The organism is Pedobacter sp. 10L46_2 (genome assembly GCF_056395165.1).
In genome coordinates this window covers 1-24280 of sequence record NZ_JBFTIZ010000005.1, presented here as the reverse complement: position 1 = coordinate 24280, position 24280 = coordinate 1, and the positions used below count along the sequence as shown (strand labels likewise).

General features: G+C 38.6%; 16 protein-coding genes. 8 read left to right on the top strand and 8 right to left on the bottom strand.

The window, feature by feature from the left end:
• Positions 1-29 precede the first annotated feature (29 nt).
• From AC1DDX_RS01305 to AC1DDX_RS01290, 4 genes are all read right to left on the bottom strand, one after another.
• Positions 30-1586: a SusD/RagB family nutrient-binding outer membrane lipoprotein gene (locus AC1DDX_RS01305; RefSeq protein ID WP_337717364.1), complete on the bottom strand. Its 1557-nt coding sequence runs from the start codon at positions 1584-1586 to the stop codon at positions 30-32.
• Between the two features lie 38 nt (positions 1587-1624).
• On the bottom strand, positions 1625-4996 hold the full coding sequence (locus AC1DDX_RS01300; protein ID WP_288883570.1) for a SusC/RagA family TonB-linked outer membrane protein: 3372 nt from the start codon (positions 4994-4996) through the stop codon (positions 1625-1627).
• Positions 4997-5185: 189 nt separating this feature from the next.
• Positions 5186-6319 (bottom strand): FecR family protein, encoded by a 1134-nt coding sequence (locus AC1DDX_RS01295; protein WP_288883571.1) that lies wholly within the window; start codon positions 6317-6319, stop codon positions 5186-5188.
• A gap of 72 nt (positions 6320-6391) precedes the next feature.
• Positions 6392-6985: an RNA polymerase sigma factor gene (locus tag AC1DDX_RS01290; RefSeq protein WP_172661169.1), complete on the bottom strand. Its 594-nt coding sequence runs from the start codon at positions 6983-6985 to the stop codon at positions 6392-6394.
• Positions 6986-7343: 358 nt separating this feature from the next.
• Between AC1DDX_RS01290 and AC1DDX_RS01285 the strand changes: the two genes are divergently transcribed.
• The 5 genes from AC1DDX_RS01285 to AC1DDX_RS01265 all read left to right on the top strand — a co-directional run bounded on the left by AC1DDX_RS01285 (position 7344) and on the right by AC1DDX_RS01265 (position 14345).
• Positions 7344-7958, top strand: coding sequence for a TetR/AcrR family transcriptional regulator (locus AC1DDX_RS01285; protein ID WP_288883574.1), 615 nt, complete (start codon positions 7344-7346; stop codon positions 7956-7958).
• Positions 7959-8087: 129 nt separating this feature from the next.
• Positions 8088-9440, top strand: a complete 1353-nt coding sequence (locus AC1DDX_RS01280) for a TolC family protein (RefSeq protein ID WP_172661171.1) — start codon at positions 8088-8090, stop codon at positions 9438-9440.
• Between the two features lie 21 nt (positions 9441-9461).
• Complete coding sequence (locus AC1DDX_RS01275) at positions 9462-10496, top strand: efflux RND transporter periplasmic adaptor subunit (protein WP_216854390.1); 1035 nt, start codon at positions 9462-9464, stop codon at positions 10494-10496.
• 16 nt (positions 10497-10512) lie between these two features.
• Positions 10513-13572 carry an efflux RND transporter permease subunit gene (locus tag AC1DDX_RS01270; RefSeq protein WP_477612073.1) on the top strand — a complete coding sequence of 1020 codons (3060 nt, stop codon included), beginning with the start codon at positions 10513-10515 and terminating at the stop codon, positions 13570-13572.
• 101 nt (positions 13573-13673) lie between these two features.
• The gene (locus tag AC1DDX_RS01265; protein ID WP_048907218.1) at positions 13674-14345 is read left to right on the top strand and encodes a hypothetical protein; all 672 of its coding nucleotides are present in this window, start codon (positions 13674-13676) and stop codon (positions 14343-14345) included.
• Positions 14346-14423: 78 nt separating this feature from the next.
• Here AC1DDX_RS01265 and AC1DDX_RS01260 read toward each other — a convergent pair whose 3' ends face one another.
• Entirely contained in the window at positions 14424-15875 is a 1452-nt protein-coding gene (locus AC1DDX_RS01260; RefSeq protein ID WP_172661174.1) for an APC family permease, read from the bottom strand.
• A gap of 465 nt (positions 15876-16340) precedes the next feature.
• Between AC1DDX_RS01260 and AC1DDX_RS01255 the strand changes: the two genes are divergently transcribed.
• From AC1DDX_RS01255 to AC1DDX_RS01245, 3 genes are all read left to right on the top strand, one after another.
• Positions 16341-18707, top strand: a complete 2367-nt coding sequence (locus AC1DDX_RS01255; protein WP_337717362.1) for a sodium-translocating pyrophosphatase — start codon at positions 16341-16343, stop codon at positions 18705-18707.
• A gap of 132 nt (positions 18708-18839) precedes the next feature.
• Complete coding sequence (locus AC1DDX_RS01250; RefSeq protein ID WP_172661176.1) at positions 18840-20537, top strand: amino acid permease; 1698 nt, start codon at positions 18840-18842, stop codon at positions 20535-20537.
• 89 nt (positions 20538-20626) lie between these two features.
• Complete coding sequence (locus AC1DDX_RS01245) at positions 20627-21196, top strand: MarC family protein (RefSeq protein WP_048907221.1); 570 nt, start codon at positions 20627-20629, stop codon at positions 21194-21196.
• Positions 21197-21355: 159 nt separating this feature from the next.
• On the opposite strand, the gene AC1DDX_RS01240 is transcribed toward AC1DDX_RS01245, so the two are convergent.
• The 3 genes from AC1DDX_RS01240 to AC1DDX_RS01230 all read right to left on the bottom strand — a co-directional run.
• A complete protein-coding gene (locus tag AC1DDX_RS01240; RefSeq protein ID WP_172661177.1) occupies positions 21356-22519 on the bottom strand; it encodes an RsmB/NOP family class I SAM-dependent RNA methyltransferase in 1164 nt (387 codons plus the stop codon).
• On the bottom strand, positions 22516-23748 hold the full coding sequence (locus tag AC1DDX_RS01235) for an ABC transporter substrate-binding protein (RefSeq protein WP_172661178.1): 1233 nt from the start codon (positions 23746-23748) through the stop codon (positions 22516-22518). The genes AC1DDX_RS01240 and AC1DDX_RS01235 overlap by 4 nt, the downstream gene beginning before the upstream one ends.
• Positions 23705-24280, bottom strand: a 576-nt coding sequence (locus AC1DDX_RS01230; RefSeq protein ID WP_477621719.1) for a GMP synthase (glutamine-hydrolyzing), incomplete at its 5' end; no start/stop codon positions are given. The genes AC1DDX_RS01235 and AC1DDX_RS01230, both read right to left, overlap by 44 nt.

Below are 24280 nucleotides of genomic sequence, written 5' to 3'. Positions count from 1 at the left end.
GTTACATGATTATAAATATAAGATAATTACTACTTTAACAACCACATTTGCTGATTTGTATTATCATTACCTCCGTATTGAGATTGAACAGCTGCATCAAGGTTGTCTGAATTATAACTCAACTCATTAGATGGATATAACCAGCGTAACGGAAAGTTTGTAGATGGTGTATTTAAATTTGTTGTACTGTTTAAAGTAAATACAGGATATCCGGTTCTCCGGTTTTCGAACCAGGATTGATATTTACCTCCCTGTAAGAAATTGGCCAGATATTTTTGCGTGATGATCTGCTTAATCTGCTCCTCAGTTGACCCTGCAAGGGCAACTCCTGGCTTAGCCGGGAAGGCAAGTATATAAGCTGCGTCCATTTTCATGTTGTGGTGATAATCGGCCAGATCAGGTGTATTTATTGCAACTGCGTTCATAGAATTTGTAATACCATCAGCGTAATAAACCTGTGCTGTTGTTCCTGTAATCCATCCGCGTACAGCAGCCTCTGCAAGCGCAAATTGCATATCCCAGCAACTAAATACACTAACCGGCTCAGCATTTACCAGTTGCACATAACGATTATTAAGGTCGGCATAATCTTTACCTACTCTTCTTGTTTGCAAGGCTGAAAAGGCATCAGAAGGTTCTACACCCGGATAAGCGTTATAATCAGACTGCGACACCCCTGCAGTAATTTTAACCGGCGAAGGCTTAGCATAGTAAAACAACCTCCTGTCGTCGGTAGCTTTTAAAGGCGCTAGCAAAGTGTTTGTGAGCATGGTATAGTTCGATTTCACAAATGAGTTACCAGAACCAGCCGGCACATCAGACCATGGGTAATTCTGACCAGCAGTATTGTTATAAGCAAGTGCAAAATTATCTCTGTAATCGCGCATCAGCGGACGGTTTGCAACAATATCTTTGAAACGGTCAATAACCTTAAGATCTGCATCTGCTGTTTTTTTATAAAGATTAATTAGCACATGCAGCTCAAAACTATTGGTAAGCCTTCTCCACTTGTCGACGTTACCGGCATAGATAGGGTCACCTTCAAAGTTTGCACCTGTTGCAAACAACTGGTTTGCCTGATCAAGCTCATTCAGAATTCCCATAAAAACTGCTTTTTGAGTATCATATTTAGGCTGCAGCACATTAGTTTCTCCTTTTACGGCTTCTGCATAGGGGATATCTCCTACCTGCATTGTAGCCATAAAGAATTGCCATGCACGGATAAAATGTCCTAATCCCTGATATGATTTTTTAAGTGCATCGCTTGTAGCATAGTTTTCCATTGATGGAATATTCCGCAATAATGTAATGCGATCAAAATCGGTACGTCCGAGTCTGTTGTATTGAAAGCCTTCTTGACCCTCTCCCCAGGTTAGGTATTTGCCCAATAAAAAGGGCTGCATAAATCCTTTTGTAGAGCTGATGTCGCCACGGGTTACGTTCAGAATCATACCTGTTGCCAGCATGGCCGAATTTACCTGGGTTGTTTCATTTGGATTGGTATTGATGTCTTCAAACTTTTTACAACCGTTTGTTAGCGTTGCCAGTAAAGGCAAAATCAACATATATTTTATAATTCTTTTCATCTTGATTTAAGTTATTTATAAACGTAAAAGCTGCCTTACTAGAATCCTACTTTAAGATTGAAACCAATCATTCGTGATGAAGGAGAGTTCAGGTTTTCAGTATCTATATCCGGATCTGAAAATTTAAAGTCGGTTAACAGCAGTAAATTCTGACCTGTAACTGAAAATGATGCGCTCCGGGCACCGATTTTATTAGCCAGCTTTGCAGGGAAATTATACCCGAGTGAAACTTCACGAAGTTTGATGAAGGTTTCTTTTTGAATACCCATATCACCCCCTCTAAAAGATTGTGCAAAATCCTGATAACCTACTTGTACGTCGTTTGCTGCGTATTGTCTGGTATCGCTGGTAATGTTTCCATATTTGTCAAACTGCACTTCTCCAGACACTACTTTAACACCTTTACCTACATAGTTATTCAAACCGTTTACTACCTGGTCATAGCGATACTGGTTATCGGTTTCTGGGTTAGTACCGGTATCCCACATTTTATCGTATAGGTAGTTGTACATTAACCCTCCAATACGTCCGTCTATATTTACACCCAGATTCCAGTTTTTGTAGCGGAAATTATTAATAAAACCAATGCTAAAATCGGGATCTCCATAACCATATTTTTTATCATAATCGCTTTCAACAGGAAAGCCGTTGTTAAAAATTACGTTTCCACTTGGATCCCTCAACCAATATGAGCTGAGATAAGTATCTAACCTTTGACCTTTTTTAACCCATGGATTATCAGCTGACAAAACAGGATCAAGGTTAACATAATAGCGGTGCTGATTAGACCAGTTAACGGTAGTTTTCCACTCAAAGTCTTCATTTTTTACCACAGAACCGTCAACAGAAATTTCAAGACCTCTTCTGGCATATGTTTCTGCAGTGTTTACCAATATGGTAGCAAAACCAGATGACCCTGGAATATCAGTATTTACCTGTCTGTTGTAATAGTACTTATCATAATATGCAACATCGAAATGTAGTCGTTTACCCAGTAAGTAGCCTGCTGCACCAACTTCCCAGGTGCGCTGTGTACTTGGCAGTAAATGCTCTCCGATCAGCTTTGATGGATAACTGGCAGAATTAAGTGTATTCCATGCTGAGGTAGTAGTGGAGAAAGTTTTATTAATTGCAAAAGGATCAAATGCGTTTTTAAAGAGTGTCCATGATCCACGTAGTTTAAACATATCAATCACAGTCGGCATTTTTACCAGCTCAGATACTACCACACTTGAGCCCAAAGATGGATAAAAGAAAGATCGCGATGATTCTGGCTGAGCTGAATTCCAGTCGTTCCTGCCCGTAGCATCAAAGAACACTGCATCGTTCCAGCTTACAGATGCCCGGCCGTAAAGACTGTTAATTTGCTGAGACCAATTTCTTCCAGGGGTAATTGTTACCGGCTCAACTGAACCTTTCAGAGAAAAATACCTAGGAGAAATTAATCCATTTTTAGTGGTAGCGGTAAAGCCATCATCTTTAAAATAATAAAGTGTACCACCGGCTAACCCCTCAAATGCCCATTTGCTAACTTTCTTATTAAAAGTAAGGATCAAATCGTTATTGGTAGAGAAACCTCTTGAATCACTTGTTTCATACATTCCTCTTGCATTCCATCCGCCACGTGTAGAGAAAATATTAGCTGTAGGGTTTTGTTTGGTATTTGTATTATTATAGTTATCATAACCTGAACGCAGCATCAGGTTAAAATCATTGTTGAACTTATAATTGGCAGTGACATTTGCATTTACTTTATTTTTGACCTCACCGTTAAGCTTTTCGTAAGCAATTAAGTATGGGTTATCATACCAATTGGTATACATCCAGTTCTGTGTTTTGTTAGGAACTACCCAGTAGTCTTTATAATCACGGATATCGTACTCTGTACCCGTCCACATGATAAGCTGGTATAAATACCCCTGATTTCCATATCCGCTACCCCACATTTGAGGCGTAGAACCACGACTAACACCAAAACGTCCCTCTACCCTAAAATGATCATTAACTATGATCTCACCACCAGAAGTAAGGTTCAGGAGATTAAGTTTCTGATTTGGAAACTGGCCTTTCTGGAAAATATGGTTTACCCCAATCCTGAAACTTCCATTCTCATTACTCTGTGCCAAAGAAATGTTATTACTGGCTATAATACCGGTATTCATAAAATTCTTCAGGTTATCCTTTCCTACCGATACTAAGGGGCGTCCATCTTCAAATTGTTTGGTTTCCGGGTTCCAATCTCTGGCTGTATTTCCTGCATCCAGTTTTGGACCCCAAACATAATCGTTATCAATTTCACCATTTTGACCACGACCGTATGAACTTTGTACTTTCGGAATTGCCAGATAACCCAATTGAAACATAGTATTACTATTTACATCAATTGAGAACCCCTTGGCTGCTGCTCCTTTTTTAGTAGTGATCATCAAAACACCACCTTTAGCACGTGAGCCATATAAAGCAGAAGCAGTCGATCCCTTTAACACATCCATACTTTCGATGTCATCGGTAGGCACATCACGTAAAGTCATGTTTGCATAAGGGACCCCATCAATAATTAACAATGCATCTTCACCTCTCAACTCTACTGTAGGTCTTGCATTAAATTCCGTAGAATTCTTAATTACCAAACCTGAAACCCGACCGGTTAAGGAAGTACCCAAGTCCACTCCTTTTACAGTTTGCAGTTCTTTTCCCCCAACTCTTTGCACAGCATAACCTAAAGCCTTTTCCTGTCTTTTAACCCCAAGGGCCGTTACAATCACTTCAGAAAGGCCCTGTAATTCGGCTTCAAGTACAATATTTATACTGGTAACACCTGCCTTTACCAATACCTCTTTGGGTTGATAGCCCAGATATTTTACCACCAATACATCTCCTTCTTTCGCATCTATCGAAAATTCACCGGAGATATTTGCAGAAGTTCCTTTTGAAGTTCCTTTAATCATAACAGTTGCTCCTGATAGCGGATTGCCTTCTGTATCTGAAATTTTCCCCTTAATGTTTATTTGCGCCTCGGCAGTAACAATAACCGATGCTGTTGAAATGGAATTTCTCTTAATTACAATGGTTTTGTTTATGATTTTATATGAAAACGGCCTGTTTTTAAATATCTGGTCCAGCGCTGTTTCCACACTTACATTCTTCAGCTCGATGCTGATTCGGCCTTCCTGTTTTATGAGTTTATTGTTATAAAAGAAGGTATAGCCACTTTGCTCTTTTATACTTTCGAACACATTATTTAGCGTAGTGTTTCTTTCGGAAAGTGTAATACTTTGCGAAAATCCCGTTGCGGAGACTTGAAGGCAACCTATGAAGATTAATAGTACAATTAGTTTCATTGCCAATAAATTCCTGGATGAGAATAACCACCTGAAAACAGATGCTTTCCTACATTGATTTAAATTCATACTTTTGAATGTTTGGTTAATTCATTAATTATTTAACAAGGTATTTTTTGAGATCGACCGGAACTTTGTTCCATTTCTAACTTAAGAAGTGGATCTATCCGGATCCTGTTGCAACCAGGGTCCGGTATTTTCTTCTCAGTTATACGGGTTAGGTATTTATTTTTCCATACAATACTGGTTTTAAGTTGTTTATTTAGTTACAATTAGTTTTTTTCCTTCAATTTTAAAGTGGACACCTCCAAATTCTAATATCTTAAGCACTTCTGATAATTTTACGTTGCGCGGGATATCGCCCATAAACTCATCATCAGTATGGTTTATCTCATATAATACATCTACATCATACCATCGCGATAGCTGACGCAACACAGATTGCAGGTCATCACCCTCGAAATGAAAATACCCCTTTTGCCATGCCATTACCTGATCAATATTGGCTTTACTGATTTTCAGGCTCATATCCTGATGTTCAACATTGGCCTGCTCTCCGGGTCTCAGGAAACGTGAAACTTTTTTATTCCTCCCGTTCAGTAATGATACTTTTACTGAACCCTCAAGCAAGGTTGTTTTGATGCTTGTTTCATCATCATAAGAATTAATATTAAAATGGGTTCCAAAAACTTCAACTTCCTGTTTATCTGTTATCACAATAAAAGGAAGCTTCTTATTCTTAAATACTTCGAAATAAGCTTCTCCGGTTAGTTCTACCCTTCGATAGGTCGCATTAGCAAAACTTGTTGGAAATTTTACGGAGGAGGCAGCATTTAGCCAAACTCTTGTACCATCAGGCAAATTCACTTGATATTGACCGCCCCTGGGTGTACTGATGGTATTATATGCCATCTCTTTTTTCCTGGATTCTATAACAGTATATACCAATTGCCCACTGGCATTTTTTGTTATTGCTACTCCAGCTTGTTTAGCAATCTGGCCGTTACCTGCATCTGTTAGCGAAATTTCAGTACCATCAGCTAAAGTAAGTATAGCCTTATTTCCACCGGGTTCCGCATCTTGTTTTGTGTAAACAGCGCGCAGATTAGCATTATTAAGATTGTGATTAACATAAGAATATAAGCCTATAGATAACGTAACCAATACAACAACCGCAGCAGTTAGTTTGAGCCACAACGGCTTTATTTTAATTTGCTTGTGGTGGTCCTCGTCAGCCTCAGAAATTCCACCTTCCTCATCCATCGCTCCCAAAAGATGTTCATCCAGTTTCCCATCTTTGGTTAACTGTACAAACAATTCCAACTCATCATCAGAGAGTTGTTTATTAATATATCGACTAACAAGTATTCTGTAAAATTCTTTATCTTCCATAGTGAGGGCCTTTCAAATACTAAGACAATATTTGAAGCGCCGAGGGTAGCTGGAAAAATTATTTTTTTGAACTTATTTTAACAGGATAACCAAAAGTACTCCTAAAGAGATACCCAGGTCCCTTTCAACAGAAGTCCTGAGAATTTTCATAGAAGCTACCATATGATTCTTTACGGCATTTCGGGAAATACCCAATGCCGTTGCTACCTCCTCGTAACTTTTGCCCTGCTCTCTGCATAGTTTAAAAACTTCTCTGCTTCGGGGAGATAATACCGCTAATGCTTTTTGAAGGTAGTCGTAATATTCTTTATTCAAAAGCTCGTCTTCAGTGGAGTTCCTTTCTTCAACAAAACTATTGACTATCTCTGACATAGCAACTTCAGAACGGAAGGCTTTTTTAAGGCTATTTAAGGTATGATTCCTGGCAACGATATGTAAATAGGCCTTTAGCGATTGGATATCTGCTAATTTTGATCTGCATTGCCAGATCTTTATAAATATTTCTTGTGTAAGATCTTCTGAAAGATCAGCAGAGTGAACAAACTTTTTAACAAAACCTAAAATTCCGGCACTGTACCTCTCATAGAATTCCGCAAAGGCGTACTCATCCCCAGAGACTAATTTGGCCCTGAGGTCTTGATCAGAAAGCATAGAATATGTGGTCATGGTTTGGCTTACGATACTAATTTACTAAAAATAAATTAATGTTACACAAATGTTACGGAATTAAAAAACCTTCATATTTTACTAGAAATAGATTTTTTGTCTGCTAAAACCATCAGGTAACGTCCTGAGAAGTAATTATTTAAAATTTATTTTCAAATAAAGAAACTTTTTGACAATATCATACGTTATAGTAGTGGTTTGTTTGGTTTAGGTTGATCTGTGGTGGATCAACCATCTTAAAACAGGGATAGCTTTATTGCTCATCCCTGTTCCTATTTTAAGACATACCATAATATTTTCTCTTTTTTTGCATTTACTGAACAGTGTTTATTATATTTGCATCAGTTAGCATTTTAGTATGTCAATAAAAGATAGAAAAGAAAGAGATAAGCTGGACAGGAGAAAGTTGATTATTGAATCGGCTACCAAACTCTTTTTGGAACAGGGTTATGAAAAAACTTCTATCCGCAACATTGCCGACGATATAGAATACAGTCCGGCAACAATCTATCTTTATTTCAAAGAGAAAGATGAAATCTTTTACGTAATCCACGAACAGGGATTCGATCTGTTAAACAAAGAATTTATAAACCATAACCAGATAACTGATCCATTTGAAAGGCTGGCTGAGCTAGGAAAAATATACCTGAATTTTGCGCTGACAAATCCGGACTATTATGATCTTATGTTCATCATGAGGGCCCCTTTAAGTGAAATTAAATGCCATAGCAAGTGGGAAGCCGGAGAGAATAGCTTCCAATACCTGCTTAATACGGTTACAGAATGCCTGGATAAAAAGCTTATTGTTGATGGTGACCCCATTATCGTTTCAATGTCTATATGGTCCTATGTTCATGGCCTTATTTCCTTATTTATAAGAGAGCGGCTGCAGTCGGTAAATATTGAAGGTGAACAAAATCCTAATCTTTTAGCCCAATCATTAGACTATTTTCTAAAAACACTTAAAGTGTAAAAAAAATTTACCTTAACATAAACAGTGTTTAGTAAATAACCAACGATTATTATTTTTCAAAAACAATGTAACAAATCAAAAAATATCAATTCTAATAAACAGTGTTCATTTTATAAACAACGATACGTCATGAATAGAAAAACAGCCTTAAAATCGTTAATACTATTAATCCTGGGGTGCTGGCTTCCCTTTAGTGTCTTCTCTCAAAGTCCTCTTCAGGGTTATATAGACGAGGCCCTCAAAAATAATCTTGGGATACAAAAACAAGATTTCGCTTTACAGCGAAGTCTTTACGCCCTAAAAGAAGCAAAGGGACTATTCCTTCCAGATGTAGAACTAAACACCTCCTACCTGACATCAGGAGGTGGACGCAAAATTGAAATCCCAATTGGCGACCTCCTAAATCCTGTGTACAGCACCTTAAACAGCTTAACAGGTTCGGGTAAATTCCCTCAGGTAGATAATGTGAGTCAGACTTTCAATCCGAACAATTATTACGATGCCAAAGTACATACCACCTTGCCTCTGTATAATGCGGAAATTATTTACAACAGCCGCATCAAAAAAGAACAGATCACTATGCAGCAGATAGAACTAAGGCTGTATAAACGCGAGCTGATAAAGCAGGTTAAACTTGCGTATTATGGATACGAACAATCGCTGCAGGCCATAAAAATTTTTGAAAACGGGATTGCATTGGCAAAAGAAAACCTGCGGATAAATCAATCAATGGTTAAAAATGGAAAAGCGATAAGAACAGTGGTGGCCCGTTCAGAAAATGAGCTTACAGGGCTTGAAACTCAACTTGAAAATGCCAGAACTGAGTCTCTGAACGCTGCCGCGTATTTCAATTTTCTACTCAATAAGCCGCTCAACAGTACCATTGAAATTAGTGAAAACGAGAATACGATTGTTGGATCAGATTCATCTTCTCATTCCGGAAAAAGAGAAGAACTTACCGCGCTGGAATCTTTAAATCAAATAAATACCCTCTCTGTAAAATTAACCAGGGTAGCAGTACTTCCAAAGCTATCCACATTTGTTGATGTAGGTGCTCAGGGTGATTTTTTAAAAGTAAACAAAGATGCGCCCTATTATCTTTTCGGAGTAACACTATCATGGCAAATATTTAATGGCAACAGAAATAAAAACAAAACTCAGCAGGCGCTTTTAGATTTAAAGTCCACCGAAACACAAACAGAACAGGCCTCGCAGCAACTGGAACTTGAGGTTATTACAGCTCAAAACAAACTGAACGCAGCGCTACAGGCTTTTAAAGCCTCAGTTAGCCAGTCGTCGTTATCTCTTCAATATTATAAAGACGAGCAACGTCTTTATAAAGAGGGTCAGGCGCTTTACCTGGAGTTATTGGATGCACAGACAAGACTGATAAATGATCAGCTAAAACAAAGTATTGCCTATCTGAATATGCTAACCAGAACAACCGAACTGGAAAGAGCAAAAGCAAGCTATATTCTTTAATCACCTTTAATTTAAAACAAAATGAAACATATAAATACACTCCCGATCTTCATATTTCTTGGCATTGCCGTAATTGGTTGCAGTGAACCAAAACCGGCACAAAAAACCGATAACTCAATTCCGGTAAAGGTAATTTCCTCAAATGCCCTTAATGAAAATGAACCGGTGGAAACTTCTGGTTTACTATCGTCAGAACAACAGAGTAATCTTTCTTTTAAAACCAGTGGAATCATAAACCGCATCCTTGTTAAGGAAGGTGATCATGTAAGCAATGGGCAAGTACTTGCCTCGCTAAACATGACAGAGGTAAATGCTCAGCTTAACCAGGCCGAAGAGGGATTTAATAAAGCAAAGCGGGATGCCCAAAGGACTGCCAATTTATTTAAGGACAGTGTTAGTACCAGGGAGCAATTGGAAAATACGCAAACGGCTTTGGCAATTGCCAAAAAAAGTTTGGACATAGCGCGGTTCAACGCTGTTCAATCGACCATAAGGGCAAATACAACTGGCGTTGTTCTTAAAAAACTCGCAAATGAAGGAGAACAGGTAGCCGGAGGAACCCCCATACTTTACATAGGTGGCGTTTCAAATAAAGATTGGATAGTTAAATGTGGTATTACCGATAAAGACAGATCAAGAATTAACGGAAAGGAGAAAGTTGAGTTAAACTTTGATGTCTTTCCTCAAACATTAACAGGAGTAGTAAAGTCCCTTGCCCAGGGCAGTGATGAAAGTTCCGGTTTATATCAGGCCGAAATAAGGCTCAATCCTACCGATGCCAAATTGATCTCAGGACTCTTTGCCAAAGTAAAGATCTATCCTTTTGGCAAAACAGACCTTTTGTCTGTTCCGGTAGATGCTTTAGTGGAAGGCAAAAACGACAGTGCTTACGTATTTACTTCTGTGAACAACAGAGCTGTAAAGAAAGCGGTGAAGGTTGCCTACTTAAAAGGCGACAAGGCATTTATCTCCTCTGGTTTATTAGCCACTGATCAGATAATAAGAGAAGGATCAGCCTATCTTACTAATGGTTCTTCAATTAAAATAATCAGATAGCCTAAATTATTTCAAAATGAAATTACCTGAATTTGCAGTAAAAAATTATCAGTTCACACTGATTGTTTTCGTGGCGGTGCTAGCTCTGGGAATATATTCCTTGTTCACCATGCCAAGAAGTGAAGATCCTGAAACCCATCCTCCGCAATTTACGGTAGTTGTAGTATATCCGGGAACTAATCCTAAGGATATGGAGCAACTGGTTGTTGACCCAATGGAAAAAAAGATCCACGAACTTGACGATATAAAACACATAACCACAGATATAAGCGATGGTCTTGCAGTTATGCAAATAATATATAAATATAGCTCTAACCCCGATGATAAGTATCAGGAGGTGGTGAGAGAAATTAACAGCTTAAGAAGTGAGCTACCTTCTGATATAGCAGATATACGGATCAACAAACAGATTCCATCGGATGTTAGTGTGTATCAGTTTGCTTTAGTGAGTGAAAACACCTCCAATGCCACGCTTAAAAAATATTCAAAAGAGCTAAAGGAACGACTCGAAAAAATACAGGCATTAAAAAGAGTTACCTACGCCGGCGTTCCTGAACATCAGGTAAATGTAAGGCTTAACATTCAAAAAATAGCTCAGGAAAAACTTACCCAGAATAATGTTATTGCTGCATTACAAAGTGAGAATGTTAACATTCCAGGTGGTAACATCAGTATGGGAAACAGAAAGCTTAATATTAAAACCAGCGGTAATTTTTCGAGCATAGATGAGGTTAAGAATACGGTAATCTTTAGTGCCCAGGGAAAAGTAGTTTACCTGAAAGACATAGCCGATGTTTCATTAGGCTATGAAGATGAAACACATATTACCCGCTTGAACGGCTACAGAAGCAGTTTTATAAATGCCAGCTTAAAAGATGGAGAGAACATTATATCTGTGCAGGAAAAAGTTGTCCCCTTATTAGCAGCATTTAAAAAGGATTTACCACCGGGTATTGACCTTGTAAAGGTTTTTGATCAGGCTAAAAGCGTAGATGTAAGGCTTTCGCATTTTACCAGAGATTTTGGTATCGCAATTTTATTGGTGTTGGTTACCTTACTGCCTCTGGGTACAAGGGCATCGGTTGTTGTGATGATCTCGATCCCGTTATCTCTTGCCATCGGGCTTACCCTGATGAATGCATTGGGTTATAACATCAATCAGCTAAGCATTGTAGGTATGATTGTAGCGCTGGGTATTCTGGTTGATGATAGTATTGTAGTGGTTGAAAATATTGAACGGTATCTGCGTATGGGCTACAGCAGAATAGAGGCTTCTATAAAGGCTACTTCTCAAATCGGCATTGCCGTTGTTGGCTGTACCATACTGCTTATATTTGCCTTTTTACCAATCGTTTTCTTACCCGAAGGAGCCGGGGATTTTATTAGAAGTTTACCGCTTTCTGTAATCACTACAATTTTTGCTTCTATGTTGGTATCGCTAACAGTAGTCCCTTTTTTAGCAAGCATCATTTTGAAACCGCACATGAGTGAGGAGGGAAATTTTCTGCTCAGGGCAATGAAAAAAGGAATTCATACAACTTATGGAGCGGTACTTAACAAAGCGCTGAAGAGACCATTAGTTACACTTATCATTATCGGAGGGATCTTTATTGCCTCACTTGGATTAGTTCCGGTTATAGGAAGCAGCCTGTTTCCAAAATCTGAGAAACCTATGTTTCTGGTGGATATAGAAACCCCGGAGGGAACCAATATAAATACCACAAATAAAGTAACAAGGTATGTGGAATCTGTATTGAAAAAAGTACCTGAAATAAGTTCATTTTCCAGTAATGTTGGTAAAGGAAATCCAAGAATCTATTACAATGTGATCCCACATAATGAAAGCGAAAATTATGCACAGATCTTTGTCCAGGTAGAGGGACTGGAAACCCGCGAAAAAGTTGCGGTAATTGAAAGGGTAAGAAAAGAGCTGAATGGTTACCCTGGTGCAAACATTAAGGTTAAAGATTTTGAACAGGGACCACCAGTTGATGCCCCCCTTGCCTACCGCATTTATGCCGATGATCTTAACGGCCTGCGCAAAACAGCATTCGATATTGCCTCGCTGATCAGTAAAGTAGATGGCACTATTTACGTAAACAATCCTTTACTGGTAAAACCTACAGACCTTAAGGTTACAATAAATAAAGAAAAGGCGGCTTTGCTGGGTGTTGCTTCTGCGGATATTGACCGTACAGTTCGATTGGGATCTGCCGGACTGAATGTAGCAACGTACAGGGAAGACTCGGGAAAAGCAGACAATTATAATGTGAATGTTTCTATTCCAAGAAATAACGATATTCAGGATATCAGTATGTTCGACAGGCTATATGTTCCGTCTTCCTCTGGGGTAAATATCCCTCTGAAAAACGTGGCATCTAGTGGTTTCGAGAGTTCGCCAAACCAGATCAGACATTATGATAAAGACAGATATGTAACCATTTCTGCATTTGTAAAACCAGGCTATAACGTGCAGCGCCTGGATGAGGAGATCACTGAAAAACTGAACAAATTTAAATTCCCTGAAGGCTTCTCTTTTAAAGTTGCAGGCGAGAAAGAGAGTAAAGAAGAAAGCTTTGGTAATCTTGGTCTTATCCTTATTGTTACTGTTTTTGGTTTTCTGGGGGTGTTGATACTTGAGTTCAAAACCTTTAAAAGTATACTGATTGTATTGTCGGTTATTCCACTTGGAATAGTTGGAGGATTGATCATGCTGTTCTTTGCAGGTGAAACGCTTTCCTTTACAGCCACAATAGGTTTTATTGCATTAGTAGGTATAGAAGTGAAAAACTCTCTGTTGGTTGTAGATTTTACAAATCAATTAAGGGCGCAGGGAAAAAGCATTGAGGAAGCGATTATTGAAGCCGGGGAAATTAGATTTGTACCCATACTTTTGACCTCGTTAACAGCCATTGGCGGATTGCTACCACTTGTAATTGAATATAGTGAATTGTATTCTCCACTTGCTTTGGTGCTTATTGGTGGTTTAATTAGCTCGACATTATTATCAAGACTAGTAACACCGGTGATGTATAAACTTTTACCACCAAAAATTGCAGTTGACCAAACAATATAAGAAACAGTAAACCCTTAAAAAAATACCCATTAATGGGTATTTTTTTAAGGGTTTTATAGGGTTTAATTTGTGGCGGATAATCTTCACAAATTAACTTTATTATGAAATTAAAATCTTTATTAACAGCCTCACTGTTTTTAATTGCACCTTTTGCAATTAAAGCTCAAACCGTCCAAATCTCAGCTTCAGAAGCTGATGCAAAAATTGTTGTAGACGGACAAATTTTAGGTACAGGTAATGCAAAGATCAAAGTCCCAAAAAACTCTTGCGTAAATGTAAAAGTTCAGAAAGCCGGGTTCTTAAGGTATGAGCAAACTTTCTGCAATAAGAAGGGAATGGCCGAGCCACCAAAGAAGCAGTTTTTTGACATGAAGAAGGATGATGCCGAGGAAGCTTCAATAAAAACGGACCAGGCCAACATCGATTTCTCTATTGAAATCAATAAAAAACAAGATGTGGCAGAGGTGTGGAAACGCGCAAATCAAATTGTGACTGATTACTTTGATGCAATTGAAGTTGCCGACAAAGAAACATCTTATTTAAGAACTTCATGGAGCATTCAAAGTTTCCAGCAAAACACTATCAGAACGCGTTTAATTATTAAGCTATCTAAAAGCGAACCGCTTACTTATAAGGTTAAACTTGTAAGTGAATTTTCTGGTGCTCCTTTAACAAGCGTAAAAGCCGATGAACAGTTTCATGATTGGGATCGGGTATTGAGAAAATACCAAAATGTTATTTCTGACTTCACCACACGTTTAGGAAACCAGTAGTTTAATACGCTCGGTAACGCTATCGTTTGCCTCGTCATCTCCTTTGGTTAATCAAAGGAGATGACGATTACCTTTTTATTACTCGGTTGCTTCAACTTTTTTAGTCAGATAATAAACTGGTATCCCTATCAGCATAATTAACACACCCCATCCGCAAGTGTCTGTCTTGTAGATTAAAAGTGCAACACTAAGTGCTGATGCTACTATGATGTATAACATTGGCAGAACCGGATAACCAAAAGCCCGGTATGGACGCTCTGCATCAGGCATTTTTCTTCTTAAAATGAATATCCCATAGATAGTAAGGATATAGAATATCAAAACAATAATCACTACAAAATCCAGAAGAGCACCATATCTACCCGTTAAACACAACGCAGAAGCCCATGCTCCTTGTACCCATAAAGCCCAGCCCGGTACATCTGCTTTATTTAAAGTGGCCGCCTTTTTAAAGAACAACCCATCCTTTGCCATTGTGTAGTATACCCTGGCCCCCGCCATAATCAAACCATTATTACAGGCAAACGTAGAGATCATAATCATTACAGCAATAATTATGGTACCCGCTTGTCCAAAAATATACTGTGCCGCAACTACTGCTACCCTATCAGATTTTGCAGTGGTAATCTGGTCGAGAGGCAATACTGCAACATACATCAGATTAGCAAGAATATAAATTATGCTTACAATTAGCGTTCCCAGGAACAAGCTTAGACCAACATTGCGCTGAGGATTTTTAATCTCTCCGGCAATGAAGGTAACCCCTGCCCATGCATCACTTGAAAACAATGAACCAACCATTGCTGCCGAAATTCCCGATAGTAATAAGCTTCCACTAATAGGCGCCCAGGTCATTGTTTCTAAACTAAAAGAACGTGTTTCCCAGGCATTGGCCCAGTTTGCATCCCAGACCTCAGCTTTCGCTGCAAGGGTAAATCCGAAAATGATTAAACCAAAAAGTGATAGGATTTTTATAATCGTTAAAACAGTTTGCAGAATTTTACTATCCTTAACACCACGGCTATTTACAAAGGTCAGAAAAACGATGGTGACAATAGAAACCAACTGAGCCGCGCTGATTGCGTAATGCTCCGGAATACCTTTGTCGCTAACTCCTGTTTGAATTTGCCATAGGATATTATTTTCACTAAAAGGTTCATAAAGGTAGGCGGCAAACTTAGAAAACGCGACCCCTACGGCCGCAATAGTCCCTGTTTGTATTACGGCAAACAGACTCCAGCCATATAAAAATGCAATCAGTTTATTATAAGCCTCTTTTAAATAAACGTATTGTCCTCCTGCTTTTGGGAACATTGCGCTCAACTCACCGTAACTAACTGCGGCAATAATGGTAATTATTGCGGTAACCACCCAAATGAGAATAAGCCAACCGGCAGAACCGACTTGTCGGGCTATATCAGCACTTACAATGAATATCCCCGACCCAATCATTGAGCCGACTACGAGCATGGTACCATCTAACAGTCCTAGTTCTCTTTTAAAAGAACCGTCTTGATTTTCTTTATCCATATGGTTTGTTTGGTTGGTTTTAGCATAAATCCAATACAAGAGCTTTATAAGTTATGTATCAACTGCCCTGCTAATATATTAAAAATACAGAACGTTCGTACATTCTTCACACCTCGTTCACACCAAACCCACAAACAGGTACTTTTTTGTGAAGAATGTATGTAGAATGTGCGAATTATGTGAGGACTTCGTCTTTCTGACTAATAAACCCGATTAAAAGCAACCAATGGCATAAATTCCCGGTTCATAAAAAAGGTTAGTAATCAATTCATTAAAAATTTGGTAATTTCAGAAACACGCTTATTTTTGTAAAGCCCGGTCTTGCCAATTAAATGACTTAAGTGCTTTAAGGTAATGGCGAAAAAGGGCAGTCTGCCAGCTACAAACAATTGGCTTTGGCCTTTTTTGGAGGCAGCTAAAGTCGACAACTAACAACCAAAAATAAACTAAACAAGAGATCAAAGTATGGAGTTTTTACAGAACAATTTAATCTATTTTATTCCCGCATTGGGTTTAATTGGCATCATTGTGATGGCTATTAAAAGTGCATGGGTAAACAAACAGGATGCAGGGGATAAAAACATGCAGGAACTGGCCGGCTATATTGCTGATGGTGCAATGGCCTTTTTAAAAGCTGAATGGAAAGTACTTAGCATTTTTGTTGTGTTTACGGCTGCATTACTTGCCTATTCAGGAACGGTACATGAAGTTAACGGCGTACAATTACACTCCAGCTGGATCATATCTATTGCCTTTATTATTGGAGCTGTGTTTTCTGCTACCGCAGGATACATTGGAATGAAAGCAGCAACAAAAGCGAATGTTCGTACTACTCAGGCTGCAAGAACAAGTTTAAAACAAGCGCTAAAGGTTTCTTTTACCGGCGGTACGGTAATGGGATTGGGTGTAGCAGGTTTAGCTATTTTAGGTTTAGGCGGTTTATTTATTGTTTTCCTAAACGTTTTTAATGTTGTTCAACCAAACAGCGCAGAAATGAAAACAGCGATAGAGGTACTAACCGGATTTTCATTAGGAGCCGAATCTATTGCGCTTTTTGCGCGTGTGGGCGGTGGTATTTACACCAAAGCTGCCGATGTAGGCGCCGACTTAGTTGGTAAAGTTGAAGCTGGAATTCCTGAAGATGATGTGCGTAACCCGGCAACCATTGCAGATAACGTTGGCGACAATGTTGGTGATGTGGCCGGTATGGGAGCGGATTTATTTGGTTCTTATGTGGCAACTATTCTTGCTACAATGGTATTAGGACAGGAAATTGTTGCGACAGATAATTTTGGAGGTATGTCTCCGATACTATTACCTATGGTGATCTGCGGATTGGGTATCTTGTTTTCGATAATAGGCACCTGGTTTGTGCGCATCAAAGGTGAAGATTCTAATGTACAAACAGCGTTAAACCTGGGCAACTGGGGATCAATTGTAATTACTGCCATTGCATCTTATTTCATTGTGATGTGGATGCTGCCTTCAAACCTGCATTTGCGCGGCGTTGATTTTACCAGTATTGACGTATTTTTTGCGATCATAGTAGGATTGGTTGTAGGTACCTTAATGAGTATTATAACTGAATATTATACGGCAATGGGGAAAGGCCCTGTTAATTCAATTATCCAGCAATCTGGCACAGGTCATGCTACAAACATTATTGGGGGGTTATCGGTAGGTATGAAATCTACTGTTGCTCCTATCCTGGTTTTAGCAGGAGGCATCATTTTCTCTTATGCTTTTGCAGGATTATACGGTGTAGCAATTGCCGCTGCAGGTATGATGGCTACTACAGCAATGCAGTTGGCAATTGATGCATTCGGCCCTATTGCTGATAATGCTGGTGGTATTGCTGAAATGAGTCAATTACCTCCTGAAGTACGTGAACGTACTGACAATCTGGACGCCGTTGGGAACACAACTGCAGCTACCGGTAAAGGATTTGCAATTGCTTCGGCAGCATTAACCTCACTTGCTTTATTTGCGGCATTTGTTGGTGTAGCGGGTATATCTGCTATCGACATCTATAAAGCTCCTGTTTTGGCCGGGCTATTTGTAGGTGCGATGATTCCTTTTATATTTTCTGCATTATGTATTGCAGCGGTTGGCAAAGCAGCAATGGATATGGTACAGGAAGTTCGTCGCCAGTTCCGCGAAATTCCAGGAATTATGGAATATAAAGCAAAGCCGGAATACGAAAAATGTGTTGCCATTTCGACTAAGGCCTCGATTCGCGAAATGATGTTGCCAGGTGCTATTGCACTTTTAGTTCCAATTATAGTGGGTTTTGGTTTCAAAGGTGTTTTCCCATCGGTAAGTTCTGCTGAAATATTAGGTGGTCTATTAGCAGGTGTTACCGTATCCGGAGTACTTATGGGAATTTTCCAGAGTAACGCGGGTGGTGCATGGGACAACGCTAAAAAATCATTTGAAAAGGGTGTTGAGATCAATGGCGAGATGCATTACAAAAAATCTGAGCCTCATAAAGCATCTGTTACAGGTGATACGGTTGGCGATCCTTTTAAAGATACTTCCGGACCGTCAATGAACATCCTTATTAAACTAATGTCGATTGTCTCTTTGGTTATTGCCCCATATATAGCTGTTAGTCCAGGCGAGAATACCGCCTCAAAAAAAGAAATCACGAATTCGATTCAGGTTTCCGCTAAAATGTCGGCATTAACACAAGAAATAGCTAAAAACGTAAAATATTTACTTGAGGAAAGACCTAAAAATACTCAATTCGCTCAAAACAAAGTGAACAACACACTAAAAGTGGAGGGGAAACAGTCAAGAAGATCGATTGACAACATTAAAGCTCAACCTTAAACTTCATTAGGATAAAAATAAAAGGGATTTCGTAAAAGAATCCCTTTTATTTTTAGATATATTTTATTTAGGTTTGGCACTTATAATATAAACTAGACGAGTTATAGATACACTTTAACTAAACTTTAAACTATGAATTTTAGAAAGTCAATTGACTTACTTACACAAGAAGCTGCTGAAAGTGGTGAAGGAACCCTGAAACGGACCCTTGGCCCCGTCAATTTGGTGGCTTTGGGTATTGGTGCAATTATTGGAGCCGGACTGTTTTCCATAACCGGATCTGCTGCCGCCAATAACGCAGGACCAGCCATTACCATCTCATTTGTTATTGCAGCTTTGGGTTGCGCTTTTGCAGGCTTATGTTATGCCGAATTTGCTTCAATGATCCCGGTAGCAGGTAGTGCTTATACTTATTCATATGCTACAATGGGTGAATTTATAGCCTGGATAATTGGCTGGGATTTGGTATTGGAATATGCTTTAGGTGCCGCAACGGTATCCATTAGCTGGAGTAGGTATCTGGTCAAGTTTCTGGCGTATTACGATGTCCATCTACCCGCGCAGGTAACCATGTCGCCTTTTGAAACGGCAACCCTTTTAGATGGCACCGTAGTTTCTGGTATGTTTAACTTACCTGCTGTATTTATTATCGTCTTAATGTCCTTTGTTTTGATCAGAGGCACCAGCGAATCTGCATTTATTAATGGGCTCATTGTAGCTATTAAGGTTGTAATTGTATTCATTTTTATCCTTTTAGGATGGAAATATATTAACGCCGACAACTATTCACCTTATTTTATTCCTGCTGACAAACCAGGTCACGAAAGTATGTTTACACACGGATGGGGGGGCGTAATACGAGCGGCCGGAATTGTTTTCTTTGCCTATATAGGTTTTGATGCCGTTTCTACAGCTGCCCAGGAGGCAAAAAATCCTAAGAAAGATATGCCCATCGGTATCCTTGTTTCTTTGTTTATTTGTACAATTCTATATATTCTTTTTGCACACGTAATGACCGGGGTAGCTAATTTTGACATGTTTAAAGGTCAGGATGGTATTGCTCCTGTTGCTGTTGCAATTGACAATATGGGTGTAAAAAATGCAGCAGGTGTTGTTGTTCCATCTTATCCGTGGTTAAATAAGTTGATTATTCTTGCCATTCTGGGTGGTTATGCTTCAGTTATCCTGGTGATGCTATTGGGCCAATCGAGGGTATTCTTCTCGATGAGTAAAGATGGTTTATTACCAAAGGTGTTCTCGAAAGTTCACCCTAAATATAGTACACCTGCAAAAAGCAACTTATTATTTATGTTTTTTGTAAGCTTATTCGCAGCATTTGTTCCGGCCACTGTAGTGGGCGAAATGACAAGCATAGGTACTCTTTTGGCATTTATTCTTGTTTGCATCGGAATAGTTATCTTAAGAAATAGAATGCCTGATTTGCCTCGTGCATTTAAAGTGCCTTTGGTACCGCTTATTCCAATATTGGGTGTAGCGGTTTGCTTAGGTATGATGGTGTTCCTGCCTCTTGATACATGGGTTCGTTTATTGGTATGGATGATTATTGGTATTAACGTGTACCTGTTCTATGGTATGAAAAACAGTTTATTATCTGATAACTTACAAGCTACATTAGCAAAAAGCACTAAAACTGTGTCTTATGTAGGTTTTGGCCTTGCTATTTTGTTGATCATAGTGGCGTTAATTCACCACAATATTACTGACGGCAAAGACACAGGCTTATACTACTTCTCCTTAGTGTTTGCTGTTGCGCATATCATTTTATACTTATACCGGGCTTCAACATCTAATCGGGTTCAGGCAAAGTAATCAAGCATAATTAGCAATAAAAAAGCCGCTCAGTTTGAGTGGCTTTTTTATTGCTAATTAATTTACCTTTGTAGCATAAATTAACTGCTATGGAATTCAATTTTCGACAAATTCTATCTACTTCAATGGTACTATTCGCTATCATTGATATTCTGGGAGCTATACCTGTAGTAATTGAGCTTAGAAAGAAAGCCGGACATATTCAATCTGAAAAGGCAGCTATAGTTGCAACCGTACTTATGGTTATCTTTTTGTTTGCCGGCGAGACCTTGTTAAAGGTTATCGGACTGGATGTTGAATCATTTGCCATTGCGGGCTCATTTGTGATCTTCTTTATTGCCATGGAAATGGTACTTGGTCTAACCATATTTAAAGAAGGTGATGCGCCTGAAACGGTATCAATTGTGCCTCTTGCATTTCCATTAATAGCAGGTGCTGGAACCATGACCACTTTACTTTCGTTAAAAACTGAATATGCAACTCAAAACATCATTATTGGAATCATCATCAATATGCTATTCGTTTATTTTGTATTAAAGAATACAGAGCGTTTAGAGAAGCTTTTTGGCAAATCCGGCTTAAATGTTTTAAGAAAAGCTTTTGGAATTATCCTTCTTGCTATTGCTATCAAATTATTCAGAAACAATACTGGCTTGTAACAAAACCATCTTTTGATCGTCTAAAATAAAAAAGGCTATGAACAGCTTCGAGCAATTCACGTTGATTATTGGTGTGCTGGCCATATTGTTTGAGACCATAAGTCACATTAAGAGTAAAATTAAGCAGTGGTTTGGTACCCATGGGCACTAAAAGAGTGACTATTTTTTAATAAAGCGAGCAATAAACATGGTATCTGCTTTATCCTTATAGCCCTTAATCACTTCCATTTTTTCGAGTTGTAGGGGTAGGTTTTCGACTATCCATGCTACAACATCTTCATTTTCCTGTTTAAATACAGAACAGGTAATGTATACCAATGGCTTCTCTGTTTTCAGATATTTAACAACATTACCTGCGATTGCTGTTTGAAGTTTCGAAAAATAACTGATTTTATGAGCGTCAAAATAATAAAGCATTTCAGGAGTACGACCCCAGGTACCCGACCCTGAACAAGGTGCATCCAGAATAATTCCGTCAAATTCATAATGATGCAGATCCTGATCGTTATTCTGAAGCAGATCTAACACTTTTTTCTGATACTTTTTTAATCCCGCTTCACGGAAACGCTCCTCCAGATTGTTTAAGCTGTTTTCTCTTACGTCGCTAACCAATAACTGTACACTAGGCTCAAGATCGTGCAGAAGCAGGGATTTGCCTCCTGAGGCGGCACAACAATCCCACCAATAGTCCCAGGTCTGAGGTTCAAAAAAATCTCCTGTTTTCTGTGATGATAAATCCTGTACCTGATAATACTGTTGTGAGGGTACAATTTTTTCCAGTTTGGTTCCATTTGGCAAGGCCAAAGTAGTTTTACTTATCTCTTCAACTGCTATTTCTGCCTCTTTTAGCGTTTTAATAAGTTGGTTTATATAGCTCGGTTTAACTCGCAAAAATAAATCCGGCTGTATAAAAAATGACTCATAAAAGTCTTGCTTTTCAATATCTTCACTCAGGTTTTCATTGAATATGAATACCTCAGAAAGTTTAAAGGAAGGGTACTGATCTGTTATTAAAGCTATTTTTTCTTGAACGGAAAGATTGATCTGCTCTTTAAACTGAGGCAACTTAGTTTCAATTACCAGACTTAGTGTTTGATTGCAAAGGAAGTCGGAAATAGCCAAACGAAGTATCGTATCTTCTTTTAGGAGTGCCTTACCTAATCTGAAAAAACTATAAATATATCTGGTAGCCCAACGCCGGTCGGACGAGCCCATTTGTTTATGCTGCTTAAAATAAGTAAACAAGAAACGATGTAGCGGCTGTGTGCCGTCATAACTTTTAAATACCTGTTCAAATGCCCTGATCTGGTGTTCTACCCTCATTCAATAAGATTTAAAGAAAAATCCTGGTAACGTAACAACATTAAACTGGTATTAATATAACCTAATTTTTCATCATGGTAGAATGAAAAGTTATTATGCAGCCCTTTATATTTTTCCTCTGTAATGTATTTCAGATAATCTTTTCCATGTTTGGAAATAAGCTGAGCAAAATAAAAGCCGATATCGAATCCCTTAAACGAATATTCACCGGGTTCAAAGCTATACGCAGCTCTATATTTCTTAATAAATGAGATCACATGATTATTCTTATAATCGACCTTATAAGACGACGTTACAGCAGTATTTAGCGCCTGAAGCTTGTCTATATTATAATTTTGTTTTATCCAGTCAGGGTGACCATACAAATCTATATCCAGACCAGCATTTTTTAATTTTACTAGCTTATCAATTGTTGGTATTACAAACTTTCTATCCGGGGAAGTTACAATAATGACATATTTCTTATTCTTGATCAGGTTCAGCTCCATAGTAAAAACAGAAGCAAATTCCTGAAAAGTGAACTTTTTCTTGCTGCTTTCAAAATATGCTTTTACAGGTGCTGACAGTAATTTACTGCCTGCATCTTTTGAATCTATCAGTACTAAAACTGTGTTTTCTGGATTGTAATGTTTAGTAATATAAAACCCTAATTTTTCGACGTGTAAATCTATATTATTTACAATAGAGATCAGATTTGGGTTATTAAATTCCTCTGGATGTGTAGCCGCGAGCGGATTAACAACGGGAATGCCTTGCGCTACAGAGTAATCTTTAATGTATTTTAATCCTGCGGGGTAAACCGGCCCAACAATTAAATTACTGTTGCTTAATCCTCCGTTTTTAATTAATCCTTCAATTTGACTGTTATTGTCGCGGGAATCATAAACATTTAATTTAAAACTGAGTCCTTGTTCTGCTGCCGAATCTATACCAAGCTTAAATCCCTGATAAAAATCGATTGCCATAGCTGATTTTTCGACTTCAGCTTTGGTGGCCGTTTTAAGTCTTAAATCATTTAATCTGAACGGAACCAGCAGAGAAATATCAGCCTGCGTAAATTTAGACGCAGGCTTTTCTTTTTTCTCTTCTACCTTTTTAGGAACATCGGGCTTTTTAGTAGTGGTCTTTTGAATTTTAGGTGAACATGCAGCTAAAAAAAGTCCAATAAAAGCTATTACCCAATATTTACTCCCACTCAATTGTAGCTGGTGGTTTTGAGCTGATATCATATACGACGCGATTAATTCCTTTTACTTTGTTAATTATTTCGTTAGAAATTTTTGCGAGTACGTTATATGGCAGATGGCACCAATCGGCAGTCATACCATCAACAGATTCAACTGCACGAAGGCAAATTACGTTTTCGTAAGTACGCTCATCGCCCATTACACCAACAGATTGAACCGGAAGGAAAATGGCTCCCGCCTGCCAAACTTTATCGTAAAGGCCGGCTTCCTTTAAGTTATCAATATAGATAGCATCTGCTTCTTGTAGAATGGCAACTTTCTCTGCAGTTACTTCACCAAGAATTCTGATAGCCAATCCCGGACCAGGGAAAGGGTGACGCCCAATAATAAAGTGTTCAAGTCCTAATGATCTGCCCACTCTTCTTACCTCGTCCTTAAACAATGTATTAAGAGGTTCTACAACCTTTAACTTCATGAAATCAGGTAATCCACCAACATTATGGTGTGATTTGATAGTTGCTGATGGTCCTTTAACAGACACAGATTCAATAACATCTGGGTAAATGGTTCCTTG